11 protein-coding genes, 6 tRNA genes and 3 rRNA genes are annotated in these 18,129 nt (G+C 38.8%); 4 read left to right on the top strand and 16 right to left on the bottom strand.

What is annotated here, in order from left to right; genetic code table 11:
* The first annotated feature begins 11 nt into the window (after positions 1-11).
* From C7J90_RS00435 to C7J90_RS00450, 4 genes are all read left to right on the top strand, one after another.
* Entirely contained in the window at positions 12-446 is a 435-nt protein-coding gene (locus tag C7J90_RS00435) for a PTS mannitol transporter subunit IIA (RefSeq protein ID WP_103208900.1), read from the top strand.
* Entirely contained in the window at positions 446-1,552 is a 1,107-nt protein-coding gene (locus C7J90_RS00440) for a mannitol-1-phosphate 5-dehydrogenase (protein WP_103208899.1), read from the top strand. Before C7J90_RS00435 ends, C7J90_RS00440 begins: the two co-directional genes overlap by 1 nt.
* A 342-nt stretch (positions 1,553-1,894) precedes the next feature.
* A complete protein-coding gene (locus tag C7J90_RS00445) occupies positions 1,895-2,437 on the top strand; it encodes a transposase (protein WP_232618807.1) in 543 nt (180 codons plus the stop codon).
* A 23-nt stretch (positions 2,438-2,460) separates the two neighbouring features.
* On the top strand, positions 2,461-3,306 hold the full coding sequence (locus C7J90_RS00450; RefSeq protein ID WP_116093958.1) for an IS3 family transposase: 846 nt from the start codon (positions 2,461-2,463) through the stop codon (positions 3,304-3,306).
* Between the two features lie 168 nt (positions 3,307-3,474).
* Here the strand turns inward: C7J90_RS00450 and glmM are convergent, their stop codons facing one another.
* The 16 genes from glmM to sdrM form a co-directional block, all read right to left on the bottom strand.
* Positions 3,475-4,824, bottom strand: a complete 1,350-nt coding sequence (gene glmM, locus C7J90_RS00455; protein WP_103209636.1) for a phosphoglucosamine mutase — start codon at positions 4,822-4,824, stop codon at positions 3,475-3,477.
* Between the two features lie 27 nt (positions 4,825-4,851).
* Positions 4,852-5,784 (bottom strand): CdaR family protein, encoded by a 933-nt coding sequence (locus C7J90_RS00460; protein ID WP_103209634.1) that lies wholly within the window; start codon positions 5,782-5,784, stop codon positions 4,852-4,854.
* Entirely contained in the window at positions 5,785-6,591 is an 807-nt protein-coding gene (cdaA, locus tag C7J90_RS00465) for a diadenylate cyclase CdaA (RefSeq protein ID WP_103209632.1), read from the bottom strand. It lies immediately after the preceding gene.
* A gap of 304 nt (positions 6,592-6,895) precedes the next feature.
* Positions 6,896-6,968, bottom strand: a tRNA-Lys gene (locus tag C7J90_RS00470).
* A gap of 3 nt (positions 6,969-6,971) precedes the next feature.
* Positions 6,972-7,046 (bottom strand) — tRNA-Gln (locus C7J90_RS00475).
* 4 nt (positions 7,047-7,050) lie between these two features.
* Positions 7,051-7,134: transfer RNA gene (locus C7J90_RS00480), tRNA-Tyr, on the bottom strand.
* Positions 7,135-7,156: 22 nt separating this feature from the next.
* Positions 7,157-7,232: transfer RNA gene (locus C7J90_RS00485), tRNA-Val, on the bottom strand.
* 10 nt (positions 7,233-7,242) lie between these two features.
* Positions 7,243-7,314 (bottom strand) — tRNA-Glu (locus C7J90_RS00490).
* 1 nt (position 7,315) lies between these two features.
* Positions 7,316-7,390: transfer RNA gene (locus C7J90_RS00495), tRNA-Asn, on the bottom strand.
* Positions 7,391-7,400: 10 nt separating this feature from the next.
* Positions 7,401-7,515: ribosomal RNA gene (gene rrf / locus C7J90_RS00500) — 5S ribosomal RNA — on the bottom strand.
* Positions 7,516-7,587: 72 nt separating this feature from the next.
* A 23S ribosomal RNA gene (locus C7J90_RS00505) occupies positions 7,588-10,509 on the bottom strand.
* A 392-nt stretch (positions 10,510-10,901) separates the two neighbouring features.
* Positions 10,902-12,452 (bottom strand): 16S ribosomal RNA (locus C7J90_RS00510).
* The 16S, 23S and 5S rRNA genes sit together here with 6 tRNA genes alongside, the layout of an rRNA operon.
* A gap of 951 nt (positions 12,453-13,403) precedes the next feature.
* Complete coding sequence (locus C7J90_RS00515) at positions 13,404-14,468, bottom strand: Mrp/NBP35 family ATP-binding protein (RefSeq protein WP_103207968.1); 1,065 nt, start codon at positions 14,466-14,468, stop codon at positions 13,404-13,406.
* Between the two features lie 175 nt (positions 14,469-14,643).
* Positions 14,644-16,092 carry an MDR family MFS transporter gene (locus C7J90_RS00520; protein ID WP_103207966.1) on the bottom strand — a complete coding sequence of 483 codons (1,449 nt, stop codon included), beginning with the start codon at positions 16,090-16,092 and terminating at the stop codon, positions 14,644-14,646.
* A 151-nt stretch (positions 16,093-16,243) separates the two neighbouring features.
* Positions 16,244-16,708 carry a SepA family multidrug efflux transporter gene (locus C7J90_RS00525; protein WP_103207965.1) on the bottom strand — a complete coding sequence of 155 codons (465 nt, stop codon included), beginning with the start codon at positions 16,706-16,708 and terminating at the stop codon, positions 16,244-16,246.
* A 66-nt stretch (positions 16,709-16,774) separates the two neighbouring features.
* Complete coding sequence (gene sdrM, locus C7J90_RS00530) at positions 16,775-18,103, bottom strand: multidrug efflux MFS transporter SdrM (RefSeq protein WP_103207963.1); 1,329 nt, start codon at positions 18,101-18,103, stop codon at positions 16,775-16,777.
* Positions 18,104-18,129 lie beyond the last annotated feature (26 nt).

Below are 18,129 nucleotides of genomic sequence, written 5' to 3' on the forward strand. Positions count from 1 at the left end.
GAGTAACTCACATGGAAAATTTATTAAGAGACGAAAATGTTTTATTGAATACATCTATTTCTTCAAAAGAAGAAGCAATTGAACAAGTTGGTGCATTATTAGTTAAAAGCGGTGCTGTAACTGAAAAATATATTCAAGCTATGAAAGACCGTGAACAAATCGTATCTACTTATATGGGTAATGCGCTTGCTATTCCCCATGGCACAGATGAAGCAAAGAACGAGGTACTCACATCTGCTTTATCTTTATTGCAAATACCAGAAGGATTAGAATGGGATGGCGAAGAAATCAAAATTGTAATCGGTATTGCTGGTAAAGATGGCGAACACTTAGAATTACTGTCCAAAATAGCGATGACATTTAGTGAGGAAGAAAATGTCGATAAAATTGTAAGGGCAAATGATGCTCAAACCATTCGTCGCTTATTTGAGGAGGCTGATGCGTGATGAAAGCACTCCATTTTGGTGCAGGTAACATTGGCCGAGGATTTATAGGGCTGATACTCTCTGAAAATGGCTACGAAATAACGTTTGCAGATGTAAACGCCCAAATTGTAAAGGCATTGAAGCAAGAAAAATCCTATCATGTCACACTTGCAAACGATGACCAAACTATAAAGAAAGTCAAAAATGTAGATGCTATTCACTCAAATAACGAAAAAGAAAAATTGGAACAAGCTATTTTAGAAGCCGATATCATTACAACAGCTGTAGGTTTAAATGTCCTTAAATTGATTGCACCTTCCATCGCACCTATTTTAAAGAAACGTCAAAAACCAGTCAATATCATTGCGTGCGAAAATGCTATTAACGCAACAGATCAATTGAAAGATGCTTTAGAGTCTGAAGTAGGTCGCTTTGATAAACATATTCATTTTTCAAATGCCGCCGTTGATCGAATTGTTCCGATCCAAACACATCATAATATTTTAGATGTGACCGTAGAACCATTTTATGAATGGGTTATAGACTCTACCAATTGGCACGGACCAAATTTAACTGGAGTGAAATATGTTGATACATTAATACCTTTTATTGAACGTAAATTATTAACAGTTAACACTGGCCATGCTTTCCTTGCCTATGCAGGCCATCATTACAAATATAATACAATTTTAGAAGCTGTACATGATGAATCTATTTTAAATAACTTGAAGGATGTATTAAAAGAAACAAGCAACTATCTTTTATACAAATACGCTTTTAATGAAATAGAATTAAAAGCGTATCGCGAGTCAATCATTGAGCGTTTTAAAAATCCTTATTTATCAGATGATATTACTCGTGTAGGCCGAGGGGTACTGAGAAAATTAGGCCCTAACGATCGAATTATGAAGCCTTTAAACTTTTTGTATAAACATCAAAAAAAATATGATATGTTATTATTGCTTGCCGCTTATGCGTTACAGTATCACGATTCAGACGACAAAGAAGCTATAAAAAAAGATGAACTAATCAAATCTAAAGGCATGCAAACATTCCTAAAAGATTACACTGGTATTGATGAAAAGCTTGTTATTGAACTTACCTCAAAATATCAGTCTATATCTTAATTATAATTGAATGAGGCTAAGACATAAATATCTCAGTAATCGAAAAGCTTCGAGGTTTTCGTAAGAATTTACGAAAAATCTCGAAGTTTTTCCTTTAATTAAAGGATAGTAAAGTGCCTTATTTTTAAAGTATTTAATGTAAACTTACATGTATATCACGTCGTATTGTTGGCGAGACTCCTGAGGAATAGGATGAGCGTCGAGACCGCGGCTCGACCCATCCCCCTAGGAAATGCGAGCCAAACAATACGAATTATTGACAAAAGAAAAGCATAGAGGTGATTCAATGATGTGCACCCCAAAAGTTGGACTAAAAAATCTAACTTTATGGGGTGCATTTTTATGGGTAAACATTATAAATTTGAAATCAAGTTAAAAATAGTTCAGGAATATTTAAATAGTAGTTTAGGATATGAGAGATTAGCTAAAAAATATAGTCTATCTCATTATTCTATACTTCAAAGATGGGTTAACCAGTATTTGGAATTTGGACCAAAAGGATTAGATAAAAAATTGCAGAATAAAGAATATACTAGAGATTTTAAAGTATCTGTTTTAAGATTTAGACAAGAAAATAAATTGTCTTATCGAGAAACAGCCAATCACTTTAAAATTTCTAATCCAGCTATGTTAGCCGTTTGGCAGCGTAAATTTAATGAAGAAGGTATTCTCGGTTTAGACAATAAACAGAGAGGACGTCCTTCTAAAATGAAAAGAAAGCAGACAAAAGTTAAACCAGATAATCATTTACCATTAAAAGAAGATGAACGCGAAGAATTAGAAAGACTTAGAAATGAAAATGAAATGTTGAAAGCAGGTATCGCTTATCAAAAAAAGTTACAACGCTTGACCCAACATTACGGAAGCAAACATCCGAAAAAGTAAAGGTCATTAAAGAATTACATGAAATGTATCAATTTGGGTTAAGCCTTCTGTTTGAAGTTACAGAAATAGCTAAATCCGTGTACTACTACTGGCTTGAACGTTTCAAAAAACCTAAAAAAGATATAGATATAGTTGAATCTATTAAGCAAATTTGTAAAGAAAGTGATTATACTTATGGTTATCGTCGAGTTACTCAAGCATTGGCTAATAAAGGAATGACAGTCAATCATAAGAAAGTAAGACGAATTATGAAAGAACACCATTTAACATGTACGAAATTTAAGCATAAAACAAGAAAATACAATTCTTATAGAGGAACTATAGGTAAAGTAGCTAAAAATATATTAAAACGTCGTTTTAATACAGATCGACCTTATCAAAAAGTGGTTACAGACATTACAGAATTTAAATTACGCGATGGAACAAAGGCCTATTTATCACCTTTTATGGACTTATATAACTTGGAAATCTTAAGTTATCGTATATCAAAGCGTCCTACTATAGATATTGTTATTGAACCTTTAACTGAATTACTAGCAATGAGACCGCAACTTTTTTATCGAATGACAATTCATTCAGATCAAGGATGGCATTATCAAAATAGAAACTATATTGAGTCATTAAAAGAACATGATGTATTTCAAAGTATGTCTAGAAAAGGCAATTGCTTAGATAATGCCTCAATGGAAAACTTCTTTGGGTTATTAAAACAAGAAATGTATTATGGACAATCATTTGAAACATTCCAAGAATTAGAACAATCAATTCATAAATATATCAATTTTTATAACAATACAAGAATTAAAGCAAAATTAAAAGGCTTGTCTCCTACACAATATAGGAAACAAACCTTTGAAATCGTATACTAAACCAAAGTACAACTTTTGGGGTTCAGTACACAATCATCTCTACGCTATTATTTTGAGATTTATCTCCCAGATTCACTTTTATTTTCTATAAAGGAATAAACTATTTAAATGCTCTAAACTTAAAATTTTTAGAGCTTCAAAAATCTATCCTGCTAATGCTTATTAAGACTATAATCCCATTTTCGCTTCAACGACTTTTGCAATTGTTTCTGCATAACGATGTGCATCTTCGTCTGTTTTTGCTTCAACCATAACACGCACAAGTGGCTCTGTTCCAGATGGACGAACGAGAATACGTCCCTCTCCATTCATTTCGCGCTCAACAGCCTCCATGACTGTTTTTACCTCTTGATTTTGCTCAACACCATATTTATCCGTAACACGTACATTAATTAAAGATTGCGGATATTTTTTCATTTGTGCTGCAAGTTCACTTAATTTTTTACCAGAACGTTTGACAACTGCCGCAAGATGAATACCTGTTAACAATCCATCACCTGTCGTATTATAATCCATTAACACGATATGACCAGATTGCTCGCCCCCTAGGTTATAATGACCTCGACGCATTTCCTCAACTACATAACGATCTCCAACTTTTGTTTTGTTAGAGGCAATGCCTTCAGCTTCTAATGCTTTATAAAAACCAAGATTACTCATAACAGTGGAAACAATCATATCATCATTTAATTCTTGATTTTTCTTCATTTCTTGGCCAATGATAAACATGATTTGGTCACCATCGACAATTTGGCCTTTTTCATCTACAGCGATTAAACGATCACCATCTCCATCAAAGGCTAATCCAAAATCACTTTCAGATTCTAACACTTTTTCAGCCAGTGCTTCTGGATGAGTAGATCCAACTTGATCATTAATATTGTAGCCATCTGGACTACATCCAATTGTTTCAGTGTCTGCTTCTAAATCTCCAAATAAAAACGGTGCTAAAGAAGCCGTGGAACCATGCGCACCATCAAGTGAAATTTTGAGTCCTTCTAGATTCACATCTACAGTAGATTTTAAATAACTTAAGTATTTTTGCGTGCCTTCGAAATAATCTGAAGTATGCACAAGTTCGGTGCCTGTTGGTCGAGGTAAATCAGGACTGTCTTGATCTAATAAAGCTTCTATTTCTTTTTCTTGATCATCTGATAATTTAAAGCCATCTGAACCGAAAAATTTGATACCGTTATCAGCTACTGGATTATGTGATGCTGAAATCATAACACCTAATTCCGCTTCCATTTCCCGTGTTAAATATGCTACACCAGGTGTAGATATCACACCTAAACGCATCACTTCTGCTCCAATAGATACAAGGCCGGCAATTAATGCATTCTCTAGCATTTCCCCAGATACACGTGTGTCTTTACCAACAAGAACACGTGGATGTGCTTTATCTTGATTATGTGCTAAAACATAACCACCATATCGTCCTAATTTAAATGCTAATTCAGGTGTTAACTCTTGGTTTGCAATGCCTCTTACACCGTCTGTACCAAAATATTTACCCATAAAATAAATTCTCCTTTACTCCATTCATTATTGCAATGAAATATTTGCTTCTATTTTTTTTGGTTTAATACGTTCTACTTTTTCAGGTATGTTTAATTGTATTTCCCTTTTTGTATTTGTTGTAACCCCATTTAAATCAACGACACCTTTTATTGAATCAATCTCTTTTAAATCATCACGATTTCCGTAGATTACAATTTCTTTTTCACTCGGTTTAACATCAGCCACAGATAACCCATTTTGTGGTTTACCTTTAGTCGTTAAATCCAATTTAACTTTTTTAGAATAAGGTTTGACGCTAATTTTTAGCTTAACTTGTGCAGGGTTAACTTGAACATCCAATTTATTCATGTTTTTATCAAATACAGCTACTGTCGCATTGCCTGTGACTTGATCAGTGATTTGAAAATCATCACTAAAACTTGCTTTGGCATATGCAATACGGTCAAGTTGTTCCTTTCCACCAGTCACTTTTACAGTTGTTGGTGTTACTGTCGCTTCATCTATTTGTTTATCTGGAGCAACAGAATAGCGACTAATATTAGGATCAATCGTCACTTCCCGTGTTTCTTTCTTTTCAATTGATAGGGTCGCTTCTTTAGGATAAACACGATAATTGATATCTTTATCCAAACCATTCACTTGAAAATCTACCGTACGTTCACCAGGTTGTAGATCTGTTGTGTTCAATGTGACTTTGAAATCTTCAATTTTTTGTGCTTGTAACACTTTCGATTGCGGCCCATTGAGCTCAATATCAACACTATCTGGTGCGCCTGATACATATAAATCGTTACTTTTATTAATCACCTGAACTGGTACATTTTTAATTGTTTTATTTCCATTACTTGCAATGTTATCAGTGCTAAATGTTTTGCCAAAAACATTATTAACCGATAAAAATAACAGCAATGCTAAAATCAACGCAAAAAAACGTAATCCCCATTTAGATTCAAACATTTAATTCACACCCTTCTTTGAAAAGTGCGTACCGAACCAATGCTCGGTCAATAATTCCTCAAATACATCTGTACTAATATCTTTTCTAAGTTTTCCATCAAAAGTGACAGATACAGACCCCGTTTCTTCAGATACAATAACTGTAAAAGCATCTGAAACTTCTGAAATCCCAACAGCAGCACGATGTCGTGTTCCTAAACTTTTAGCAATTTTAGGGCTATCAGATAACGGCAAATAACTTGCTGCTGTTGCAATTTTGTCGCCTTGTATAATCATAGCGCCATCGTGTAGAGGGGTATTAGGTATAAATACATTTGTTAATAACTCTTGGGAAATATCTGAATGCATGGGTATGCCGGTTTCAATATAATCCTGTAATCCTGTCTCTTTTTCAAAAACAATCAGTGCTCCAATACGGCGCTTAGCCATATATTGTACTGCTTTAGAAACTGCCTCAACCAGTTTCGGAGCTTCCACTGAAGACGTCATTGAATAGCGCTTAAACAAACTCCCTCTTCCAAGCTGTTCTAACGCTCGCCGTATTTCAGGTTGGAAAATGACGATAATTGCTAAAAATCCCCATTGCATCACTAGATCAAATAACCTTGATGTCGTCGTTAACTGTAAATATTCACTAATCGCTTTACCTACTAATATAAACAAAATCCCTTTTAAAAGTTGTATCGCTTTAGTCCCTTTAAACACAGTAATGAGTAGGTAAATAACATACCATACAATTAATAAATCTAGAATACCAGTTATAATCTCAAGTGTGCTTAAATTTTGAAAGAGGTTTGAAATTCGCATAGCATCTCCTCCGGTAATCTATTCCCATAACGTTTATTATACCAATCATTCTAGTCAGTTGTCATATCCCATTTGAAATTATTTTAAAAATTTAACCTTTTTAAATATCAATGAGTTATTCATTTTGAGATTGACTTGAATACTCAAACCAAAACTTAACTATCGCAATTTTTAAGTGGCTTAAAGAAATGGTTATTTGGGGTTTAATGCAAAAATGTACAGTCATGATGTGTTTGTTGCATCAATCGTTAAAAATATACAACCAAAAAAACCTTATCCCAGTGAAGGAATAAGGTTTTAAAAATGAGCCATAGAGGATTCGAACCTCTGACCCTCTGATTAAAAGTCAGATGCTCTACCAACTGAGCTAATGGCTCTTATGGCTGGGCTAGCTGGATTCGAACCAGCGAGTGACGGAGTCAAAGTCCGTTGCCTTACCGCTTGGCTATAGCCCAAAAATGGTGGAGGGGGGCAGATTCGAACTGCCGAACCCGAAGGAGCGGATTTACAGTCCGCCGCGTTTAGCCACTTCGCTACCCCTCCGTATGTATTCATTTTTTAAAAATGGTGGAGAATGACGGGTTCGAACCGCCGACCCTCTGCTTGTAAGGCAGATGCTCTCCCAGCTGAGCTAATTCTCCAATATAGTAGTGACCCCTACGGGACTCGAACCCGTGTTACCGCCGTGAAAGGGCGGTGTCTTAACCGCTTGACCAAGGGGCCATGGCTCCACAGGTAGGACTCGAACCTACGACCGATCGGTTAACAGCCGATAGCTCTACCACTGAGCTACTGTGGAATAATTGTATACCTGGCACCGTCCTACTCTTGCGGAACGTAAGTCCGACTACCATCGGCGCTAAAGAGCTTAACTTCTGTGTTCGGCATGGGAACAGGTGTGACCTCTTTGCCATTGGCACCAGATAAACATTTGAATGCTTATACATTCAAAACTAGATAGTAAGTAATATCTCACAAGCAAACCTTGTTATGAATTTGATTAAGTCTTCGATCGATTAGTATTCGTCAGCTCCACGTATCGCTACGCTTCCACCTCGAACCTATTTACCTCATCATCTTTGAGGGATCTTATAACCGAAGTTGGGAAATCTCATCTCGAGGGGGGCTTCATGCTTAGATGCTTTCAGCACTTATCCCGTCCATACATAGCTACCCAGCTATGCCGTTGGCACGACAACTGGTACACCAGAGGTATGTCCATCCCGGTCCTCTCGTACTAAGGACAGCTCCTCTCAAATTTCCTACGCCCACGACGGATAGGGACCGAACTGTCTCACGACGTTCTGAACCCAGCTCGCGTACCGCTTTAATGGGCGAACAGCCCAACCCTTGGGACCGACTACAGCCCCAGGATGCGATGAGCCGACATCGAGGTGCCAAACCTCCCCGTCGATGTGAACTCTTGGGGGAGATAAGCCTGTTATCCCCGGGGTAGCTTTTATCCGTTGAGCGATGGCCCTTCCATGCGGAACCACCGGATCACTAAGTCCGTCTTTCGACCCTGCTCGACTTGTAGGTCTCGCAGTCAAGCTCCCTTATGCCTTTACACTCTATGAATGATTTCCAACCATTCTGAGGGAACCTTTGAGCGCCTCCGTTACACTTTAGGAGGCGACCGCCCCAGTCAAACTGCCCGCCTGACACTGTCTTCCAGCACGATAAGTGCTGCGAGTTAGAAATCCAATACAATTAGGGTAGTATCCCACCAATGCCTCCACGTAAGCTAGCGCTCACGCTTCAATGGCTCCTACCTATCCTGTACAAACTGTACCGAATTTCAATATCAGGCTACAGTAAAGCTCCACGGGGTCTTTCCGTCCTGTCGCGGGTAACCGGCATCTTCACCGGTACTATGATTTCACCGAGTCTCTCGTTGAGACAGTGCCCAAATCGTTACGCCTTTCGTGCGGGTCGGAACTTACCCGACAAGGAATTTCGCTACCTTAGGACCGTTATAGTTACGGCCGCCGTTTACTGGGGCTTCGATTCGTAGCTTCGCTGAAGCTAACCACTCCTCTTAACCTTCCAGCACCGGGCAGGCGTCAGCCCCTATACGTCACCTTACGGTTTAGCAGAGACCTGTGTTTTTGATAAACAGTCGCTTGGGCCTATTCACTGCGGCTCTTCAGAGCGTGAACCCTAAAGAGCACCCCTTCTCCCGAAGTTACGGGGTCATTTTGCCGAGTTCCTTAACGAGAGTTCGCTCGCTCACCTTAGAATTCTCATCTTGACTACCTGTGTCGGTTTGCGGTACGGGCACCAACTTTCTAGCTAGAGGCTTTTCTCGGCAGTGTGAAATCAACGACTCGAGGAAGCAATTTCCTCTCCCCATCACAGCTTGACCTTTTGAGTGCCGGATTTGCCTAACACTCAGTCTCACTGCTTGGACGTGCACTCCAACAGCACGCTTCGCCTATCCTACTGCGTCCCCCCATCGCTTAAAACGATTGTTGGTGGTACAGGAATATCAACCTGTTATCCATCGCCTACGCCTGTCGGCCTCAGCTTAGGACCCGACTAACCCAGAGCGGACGAGCCTTCCTCTGGAAACCTTAGTCAATCGGTGGACGGGATTCTCACCCGTCTTTCGCTACTCACACCGGCATTCTCACTTCTAAGCGCTCCACATGTCCTTGCGATCATGCTTCAACGCCCTTAGAACGCTCTCCTACCATTGTCCAAAGGACAATCCACAGCTTCGGTAATATGTTTAGCCCCGGTACATTTTCGGCGCAGTGTCACTCGACTAGTGAGCTATTACGCACTCTTTAAATGATGGCTGCTTCTAAGCCAACATCCTAGTTGTCTGGGCAACGCCACATCCTTTTCCACTTAACATATATTTTGGGACCTTAGCTGGTGGTCTGGGCTGTTTCCCTTTCGAACATGGACCTTATCACCCACGTTCTGACTCCCAAGTTAAATTATTTGGCATTCGGAGTTTGTCTGAATTCGGTAACCCGAGAGGGGCCCCTCGTCCAAACAGTGCTCTACCTCCAATAATCATCACTTGAGGCTAGCCCTAAAGCTATTTCGGAGAGAACCAGCTATCTCCAAGTTCGATTGGAATTTCTCCGCTACCCTCAGTTCATCCGCTCACTTTTCAACGTAAGTCGGTTCGGTCCTCCATTCAGTGTTACCTGAACTTCAACCTGACCAAGGGTAGATCACCTGGTTTCGGGTCTACGACCAAATACTCATTCGCCCTATTCAGACTCGCTTTCGCTACGGCTCCACATTTCCTGCTTAACCTTGCATCAGATCGTAACTCGCCGGTTCATTCTACAAAAGGCACGCCATCACCCCTTAACGGGCTCTGACTACTTGTAAGCACACGGTTTCAAGTTCTCTTTCACTCCCCTTCCGGGGTACTTTTCACCTTTCCCTCACGGTACTGGTTCACTATCGGTCACTAGAGAGTATTTAGCCTTAGGAGATGGTCCTCCCAGATTCCGACGGAATTTCACGTGCTCCGTCGTACTCAGGATCCACTCAAGAGAGAATCAGTTTTCGACTACAGGATTATTACCTTCTCTGATTAACCTTTCCAGGTTATTCGTCTAACTCATTCTTTTGTAACTCCATAAGAGTGTCCTACAACCCCAACAAGCAAGCTTGTTGGTTTGGGCTCTTCCCGTTTCGCTCGCCGCTACTCAGGGAATCGATTTTTCTTTCTCTTCCTCCGGGTACTAAGATGTTTCAGTTCTCCGGGTCTACCTTCTCACATGCTATGTATTCACATGCGGATAACACGACATAACTCGTGCTGGGTTCCCCCATTCGGAAATCTCTGGATCAAAGCTTACTTACAGCTCCCCAAAGCATATCGTCGTTAGTAACGTCCTTCATCGGCTTCTAGTGCCAAGGCATCCACCGTGCGCCCTTAATAACTTAATCTAGACGTGCTAATAAGCGCTCGCATTCTATCTCATTTCTTTCTTCGCTTGCTCATTTACAAAACGTAATCTTCGCTGCACTCATCAAGAAATTCTCTGACTGACAAACGCTTTCATCACGTCAATGACGCAATCACATTTGTCTTGTCAATGCTTTCACACTTATCATCACCAGTTATTAATTATGTGAGTCGTCTGTTGACGACTAGCGATAATTGTTTGTTTCAAGCTTTTCGCTTGTTACTCGGTTTTGCTTGGTAAAATCTATTACTTACTTATCTAGTTTTCAATGTACAATGTTGAATCCTCAATGAATGAGCATTCAAAACTGAATACAATATGTCACGTTAATCCGTCTATCACCTATGGTGATATTCCGTATATTATCCTTAGAAAGGAGGTGATCCAGCCGCACCTTCCGATACGGCTACCTTGTTACGACTTCACCCCAATCATTTGTCCCACCTTCGACGGCTAGCTCCAAATGGTTACTCCACCGGCTTCGGGTGTTACAAACTCTCGTGGTGTGACGGGCGGTGTGTACAAGACCCGGGAACGTATTCACCGTAGCATGCTGATCTACGATTACTAGCGATTCCAGCTTCATGTAGTCGAGTTGCAGACTACAATCCGAACTGAGAACAACTTTATGGGATTGGCTTGACCTCACGGTTTCGCTGCCCTTTGTATTGTCCATTGTAGCACGTGTGTAGCCCAAATCATAAGGGGCATGATGATTTGACGTCATCCCCACCTTCCTCCGGTTTGTCACCGGCAGTCAGCCTAGAGTGCCCAACTTAATGATGGCAACTAAGCTTAAGGGTTGCGCTCGTTGCGGGACTTAACCCAACATCTCACGACACGAGCTGACGACAACCATGCACCACCTGTCACTTTGTCCTCCGAAGAGGAAAACTCTATCTCTAGAGCGGTCAAAGGATGTCAAGATTTGGTAAGGTTCTTCGCGTTGCTTCGAATTAAACCACATGCTCCACCGCTTGTGCGGGTCCCCGTCAATTCCTTTGAGTTTCAGTCTTGCGACCGTACTCCCCAGGCGGAGTGCTTAATGCGTTAGCTGCAGCACTAAGGGGCGGAAACCCCCTAACACTTAGCACTCATCGTTTACGGCGTGGACTACCAGGGTATCTAATCCTGTTTGATCCCCACGCTTTCGCACATCAGCGTCAGTTGCAGACCAGAAAGCCGCCTTCGCCACTGGTGTTCCTCCATATCTCTGCGCATTTCACCGCTACACATGGAATTCCACTTTCCTCTTCTGCACTCAAGTTTTCCAGTTTCCAATGACCCTCCACGGTTGAGCCGTGGGCTTTCACATCAGACTTAAAAAACCGCCTACGCGCGCTTTACGCCCAATAATTCCGGATAACGCTTGCCACCTACGTATTACCGCGGCTGCTGGCACGTAGTTAGCCGTGGCTTTCTGGTTAGGTACCGTCAAGATGTGCACAGTTACTTACACATTTGTTCTTCCCTAACAACAGAGCTTTACGATCCGAAGACCTTCATCACTCACGCGGCGTTGCTCCGTCAGACTTTCGTCCATTGCGGAAGATTCCCTACTGCTGCCTCCCGTAGGAGTCTGGACCGTGTCTCAGTTCCAGTGTGGCCGATCACCCTCTCAGGTCGGCTACGCATCGTCGCCTTGGTGAGCCGTTACCTCACCAACTAGCTAATGCGGCGCGGGTCCATCTATAAGTGACAGCAAAACCGTCTTTCACTGTTGAACCATGCGGTTCAACATATTATCCGGCATTAGCCCCGGTTTCCCGGAGTTATTCCAGTCTTATAGGTAGGTTACCCACGTGTTACTCACCCGTTCGCCGCTAACGTCAAAGGAGCAAGCTCCTCTTCAGTTCGCTCGACTTGCATGTATTAGGCACGCCGCCAGCGTTCATCCTGAGCCAGGATCAAACTCTCCATATTAGAGTAAGCTTGATATAGCTCTTTGATTGTTTAAGTCAATCACTCTATCAGTACGCTAGTACTGTGTTTTATCGGAATTAACGTTGACATATTGTCATTCAGTTTTCAATGTTCATATATTCTTCAAACAACTTAACATAACTTAAAAGTCTTAACAAGTAATCAAAATACTTTTACTATTTTAAATGACTCTTTACAAACAATCAATAGTCATTTTTACACTTTCAAGAAGCTGTTTTGGAATGTCTTGTCGTTTTTCAGCGACTTTTATATCTTATCAAGTCAGCTTAACATTGTCAACAAAAATTTTAATTTTTTTAAAGTTTTTGTTGAGGTCGTGATTTCTTTCGCTCACAAGAATATATTTTAACCAATCTCATTTTAAAAAGCAACCCCTAATTTGATTATTTTTTCATTCTTTGATATTTCTTGTTTTTAGATTACTTTCATGATTCATTTTGAGGTGTGTCCTTTTTATTAATGGTAAATGTAAGTTGCTTTTTAAAAACTAGATTTTATAATTACGGTTTAATGATATGCCTCTTTGGTAACTTTTATTCATGTACTCACTTTTCACCAAATAAAAAAAGCCCCATAGATGGGACAGAATGGGATTCCTCAAATACATTGCTAAAATATGTTTTGACTTCGAGCGGAATAATACAGCAAACAAAGCTTTCATCAATTGATATTAAGTTGTGTTGTTTCATTGGAAAGCCAATATGTGCAGTACCGCTTATTAATATTTTATAAATATACGATGTACTGGCACTGTTCAGTTTATTATCATTTTCAAACTTTTTATACTCGTCGACATTTTAATATTTCTTTTATAGTCTAATCCCTATTTGCTCCATCCCAACTATGCATTGCTTAGATAAATCTGGGCTTCTCTTAATAATTTATACATTGACTTAACACTTTTCTATATAGTGTTAGCTTAGTTAATCATTATTGATTCGTTTTATTGATAATTTTTTGTGCCATTGATTGATATATTTTACCAATTTGGTCTTCTGGTTGATAAACAGATGGTGAAAAATCAGCTGGCTCCCAAGTTGGCTGACCCAGTGGCAGTTGACCTAATAAATCGACTCCAAGCTCTTCAGCTAGTTTTTGGCCTCCACCTTGACCGAATACATATTCTTTATTACCTGTTTCTTTACTCTCAAAGTAAGACATATTTTCAATAACACCTAATATAGAGTGATCAGTGTGTTTAGCCATTGCCCCAGCTCGTGCTGCAACAAATGCTGCTGTTGGATGTGGTGTTGTCACTATAATCTCTTTACTTGAAGGCAACATAGTGTGTACATCTAAAGCAACATCCCCTGTACCTGGTGGTAAGTCTAACACTAAATAATCAAGGTCTCCCCATTTCACTTCAGTAAAAAAGTTCGTTAGCATTTTCCCTAACATCGGTCCACGCCATATGACTGGGGCATTTTCTTCAACAAAAAATGCCATTGAAATCACTTTTACACCGTGACGTTCAACGGGTATAACTGTTTTCCCTTCAATTCCTGGCTTTTCATCTATGCCCATCATATCTGGAACACTAAAACCATAAATATCTGCATCAATCAATCCTACACGTTTCCCTTCACGTGCTAATGATACTGCTAAGTTAACCGCAACCGTCGATTTACCGACGCCGCCTTTACCAGATGCTATTGCAATAAACTCTAAATCGTTCCCACCTGAAAGATGAGATTCTATCGTTTGCTGTTCATTTTGTTGCTGACTACCAAATTGCTCTACTTGTTCTTTCGGTAATTCTTCAAATCGAATGCCGACTGTCTTAGCTCCATTTTCTTTCAGTTTCTCTACTATTGCCATTTGTGTATCAAGTTGTGTTTGCCCACCTAATTGTGCGATAGCCACTTTTACACTCACATGTTCTTTTTCCTCTTTAATAGAAACATTAAGAATCCCCTTCGTTTCTTTCAATGGTACATTTAAAATTGGATCATTAATTTCTCCCACAAGTTGTTCCACTTGTTCTACTGTTAACACTATAGACATCTCCTTTAATTACACATTTGTCTTTAGTTTATCAAAAGAATAAGCGCTTGCATAAGGTAAAACTCAAAATTATGCAAAAGGTAGATACCCGTTTATTCAAATATTATAAAACTCCCTCCAAAATCATTTGATATTTTGAAGGGAATTAATGTGATCTATTTCAATTTTAGCTTAACTTTCTAACATGTTTATGCTTTTTCTCTTTCGTCCGATCGTGTATAAAGAAACTAATCACGAGTCCTAATACTAAAAATCCTGAAGTAACCCAAAACGCGAGGTTAATACCAGATGCCATCGCTTCCCGACTCATAAGATCACTTGACAATTTTTCTGACGGACTATACATCAGTGCCCCAAGTGACATTAATGTAACCATAAGTGCTGTCCCTATTGATCCTGAAATAGTCCGTAGCGTATTCATAATTGCTGTGCCATGAGAGACCATATGATTCGGTAATGAATTGATGCCCGCTGTGTTGAGTGGCATCATAAGTAATGAAATTGCAAATAATCGTACTGTATACATGATTAACACATACAAATATGGTGTATGTGCTGTTAATTGGGTCATCATTACAGTAGCGCCTAATAGAATGATAAAGCCTGGTATGACTAATATTCTCGCACCTACTTTGTCATAAATACGTCCTGTAATGACTGACATCACACCGTTAATAATAGCGCCTGGTAAAATAACAAGTCCTGATAGCATCGCTGATAGTGCTAAAGAATTTTGAATATAGATTGGAATTAATAAAGCTGGTCCGACCATCGAGGTGAAAACAATCATTGACGAAACAGAAGTTAATGTAAAGGTACGTATCCGAAATGCATATAAGTTTAATATCGGATTATCGATACGTAGTTGTCTCTTAATAAAGAAAGCAACAATTACAGCACCTACTAAAATACTAATAATGACTAAAATATCATCAAAACCTCGAGTTCCTGCAATACTGAAGCCATAAAGCATAACACCAAAACCTAAAGTCGATAAGACAACTGATGTTTTATCAAGGACAACTTCCTTAATTTGACTATAGTCACGCATATAAATAAAGCCAAAGATAAATCCAATAATTGCGACAACTACAACTACGATTAAAGGCGCTCTCCAAGAGTAATTGTCAACTAAAATCCCCGATAAAGTCGGTCCAATTGCAGGGGCAAATTGAATGACCAAACCAGAGAGTCCCATCGCAAAACCACGTTGATTTTTAGGAAATAATGTAAAAAGTGTAAATTGCGTTAAAGGCATAATAACCCCCGCGCCCATAGCTTGAATGACTCGAGCTAACATAAGGACGCCAAAGTGTGTCGCAACTGTGGCTACAATAGATCCTATTAAAAATGTCCCCATCGCTGTTAAATATAATCTTCGCGACGGAATGCGATCCATAAAATAAGCTGTTAAGGGAATCATAATACCGTTTACAAGCATAAAGCCTGTTACGAGCCATTGCGATGTACTTTCATGAATATTTAACCCTTTCATAATACTAGGGAGTGCTGTATTTAATAATGTTTGATTTAAAATCGCTATAAATGCACTAATCAACATTACGGCGACTATGATATTACGCTGCTTTTTGTCTATTACATCGTTATAATCCATACGCATCCTCCTATACATTTATTTTCTCTTTATCACAGTCATTTATTGTACGACTATGTAGTTAGCTTAGCAAAATATATGTTTCAAAATGCTCACTTTATTTTATAAACTGCTTTAAACGAAAGTGATTACGAAGGAGGAGGACATACAGTTATTTTTTTTTATTTAAGTTTTCAGAGTCTGGATAAAAAATCTCTTTACATATATATAAGAAACCGATAATCACCATCAAAACCCATAAATGAATATGAATTTTTTCATAGTGAATGTGAACAATGAAGTAAAACATAATAACAATGGTAGTATACGTCATGAGATGAAATGTAACACCTTGAACGTATGGATTGTGAGGCAACTTTTTGCGTATTAAATCCATCACATATTCAACGATAAATGTGACAAAATATCCAAGTACAATATAACTACCATAATATATCAAATTATCGTAAAAGCCTTGATTGTACGTAAAAGTGCCTAGACCGAAGTAAATTAGCAAACGACTTAAACCATAAAGTCCAAAAGCAAGCGCTATTAGAAACGTAGTACCCGAAATAATAAAAATGGAGAGTATGATTAATAAAGATACTAAGTTAAATACATTGAACTTACCCTTCATCATTCACCCCTCCTTCTTTACATATTATTATTTTACCCAATTCAAAATATATATTCATCGATAATGCTATTCCAATCCTTTTTGAGATTGCCTCATCCATATTATAAATAAGACAATAACAACGCCGATACAAAATAACATAATGTTTTGTATTGGCACTTGTGTGATACGCATTTGAAGTGCATAAACATATCCAATCACAGCTGAGCCAATGGAATTCCCTAAATTACGCGTTAATGTAAAAAGTGACATCATTTTTTTCATACTTTCTGGCGATACATGCTCTTGTACTAAAACACTGTCTTTTGTGTAAGCAGTCCCAAAACTCATTCCAGCAAAGAATAAAGTTATTGCAATAATAATAGGATGGAATGCGTTAAATATTAAATTGAGTCCACCGAATACAAGAATGCTGAACGCGACGATGTACAACAGTTTAATAGATAGTTTTGATTCAATTTTATTTAAATTAAAGTTTATGAAGAGCCATCCAATCGATAGTGGAAAAATAATTAAACCGCTTTGTAACGGTGTCAATCCTAATACATCTTGTAGATATGTCGGTATAAATACATTAAAGGCAATTAAAACAACAGCTACTAAAAAGTCAGTTAAAAATGCTAAACGTATCAACGATTTAAATTCTTTAATCGGCAAAAATGTAACTCGCTGTCGTTTCGAATAACGAATGAGATATACCAATCCAATGAAAAACAGGCCTAAAGCTACGATATTCATCCACAAATAATGTGTGTATAATACAGCAAACATTAATAAAGCAATTAATATATAAAACAGAGCCATACCTATATAATCAATAGCCGGCCTCGATATTGTTTCAGAGTCAAATTGGTACGCGTATAGCACAAATGCCATCGCAATAAGTCCAATTGGAATATTGATAAAGAAAAGCCAGTGCCAAGTTGAAACCTCTAATATAAAGCCTCCTAAAAACGGACCTAAAATACTCGAAATCCCCCATACACTACCAACAATTCCCATCACTTTATAACGAAATGGGATTTCAAATGCAAGCTTTGGCACTATTTGAGCAAGAGACATATTTACGCCTGCCCCAACACCTTGAATCAATCTTGCAAACACTAACATCTCAAAACTTGTACTTAATCCTGATAATAAACTAGCACCAATAAATAAGATTAGCCCTAACATCGTCACGTAAATGATTTTCACTCGTGACATCAGCTCACTTAAAATCGGAATAGCTAACACAATCCCCACAAAATAAACTGTAAAGACTAATGAAATAGGTAACTTTGCATTAAGATCATCCCGCATCGTTGGCAATGCTAAAGATACTATCGATGTCTCAATCGCAGACATAAACATGATAAGCACGAGTGAAACGATCACGCTAAGCTGTTTAAACCCCATATATATCGACCTTTCCTTTTTACTTA

Origin of the sequence: Staphylococcus felis (assembly GCF_003012915.1) — a bacterium.
GTDB classification, from domain to species: Bacteria; Bacillota; Bacilli; order Staphylococcales; family Staphylococcaceae; genus Staphylococcus; species Staphylococcus felis.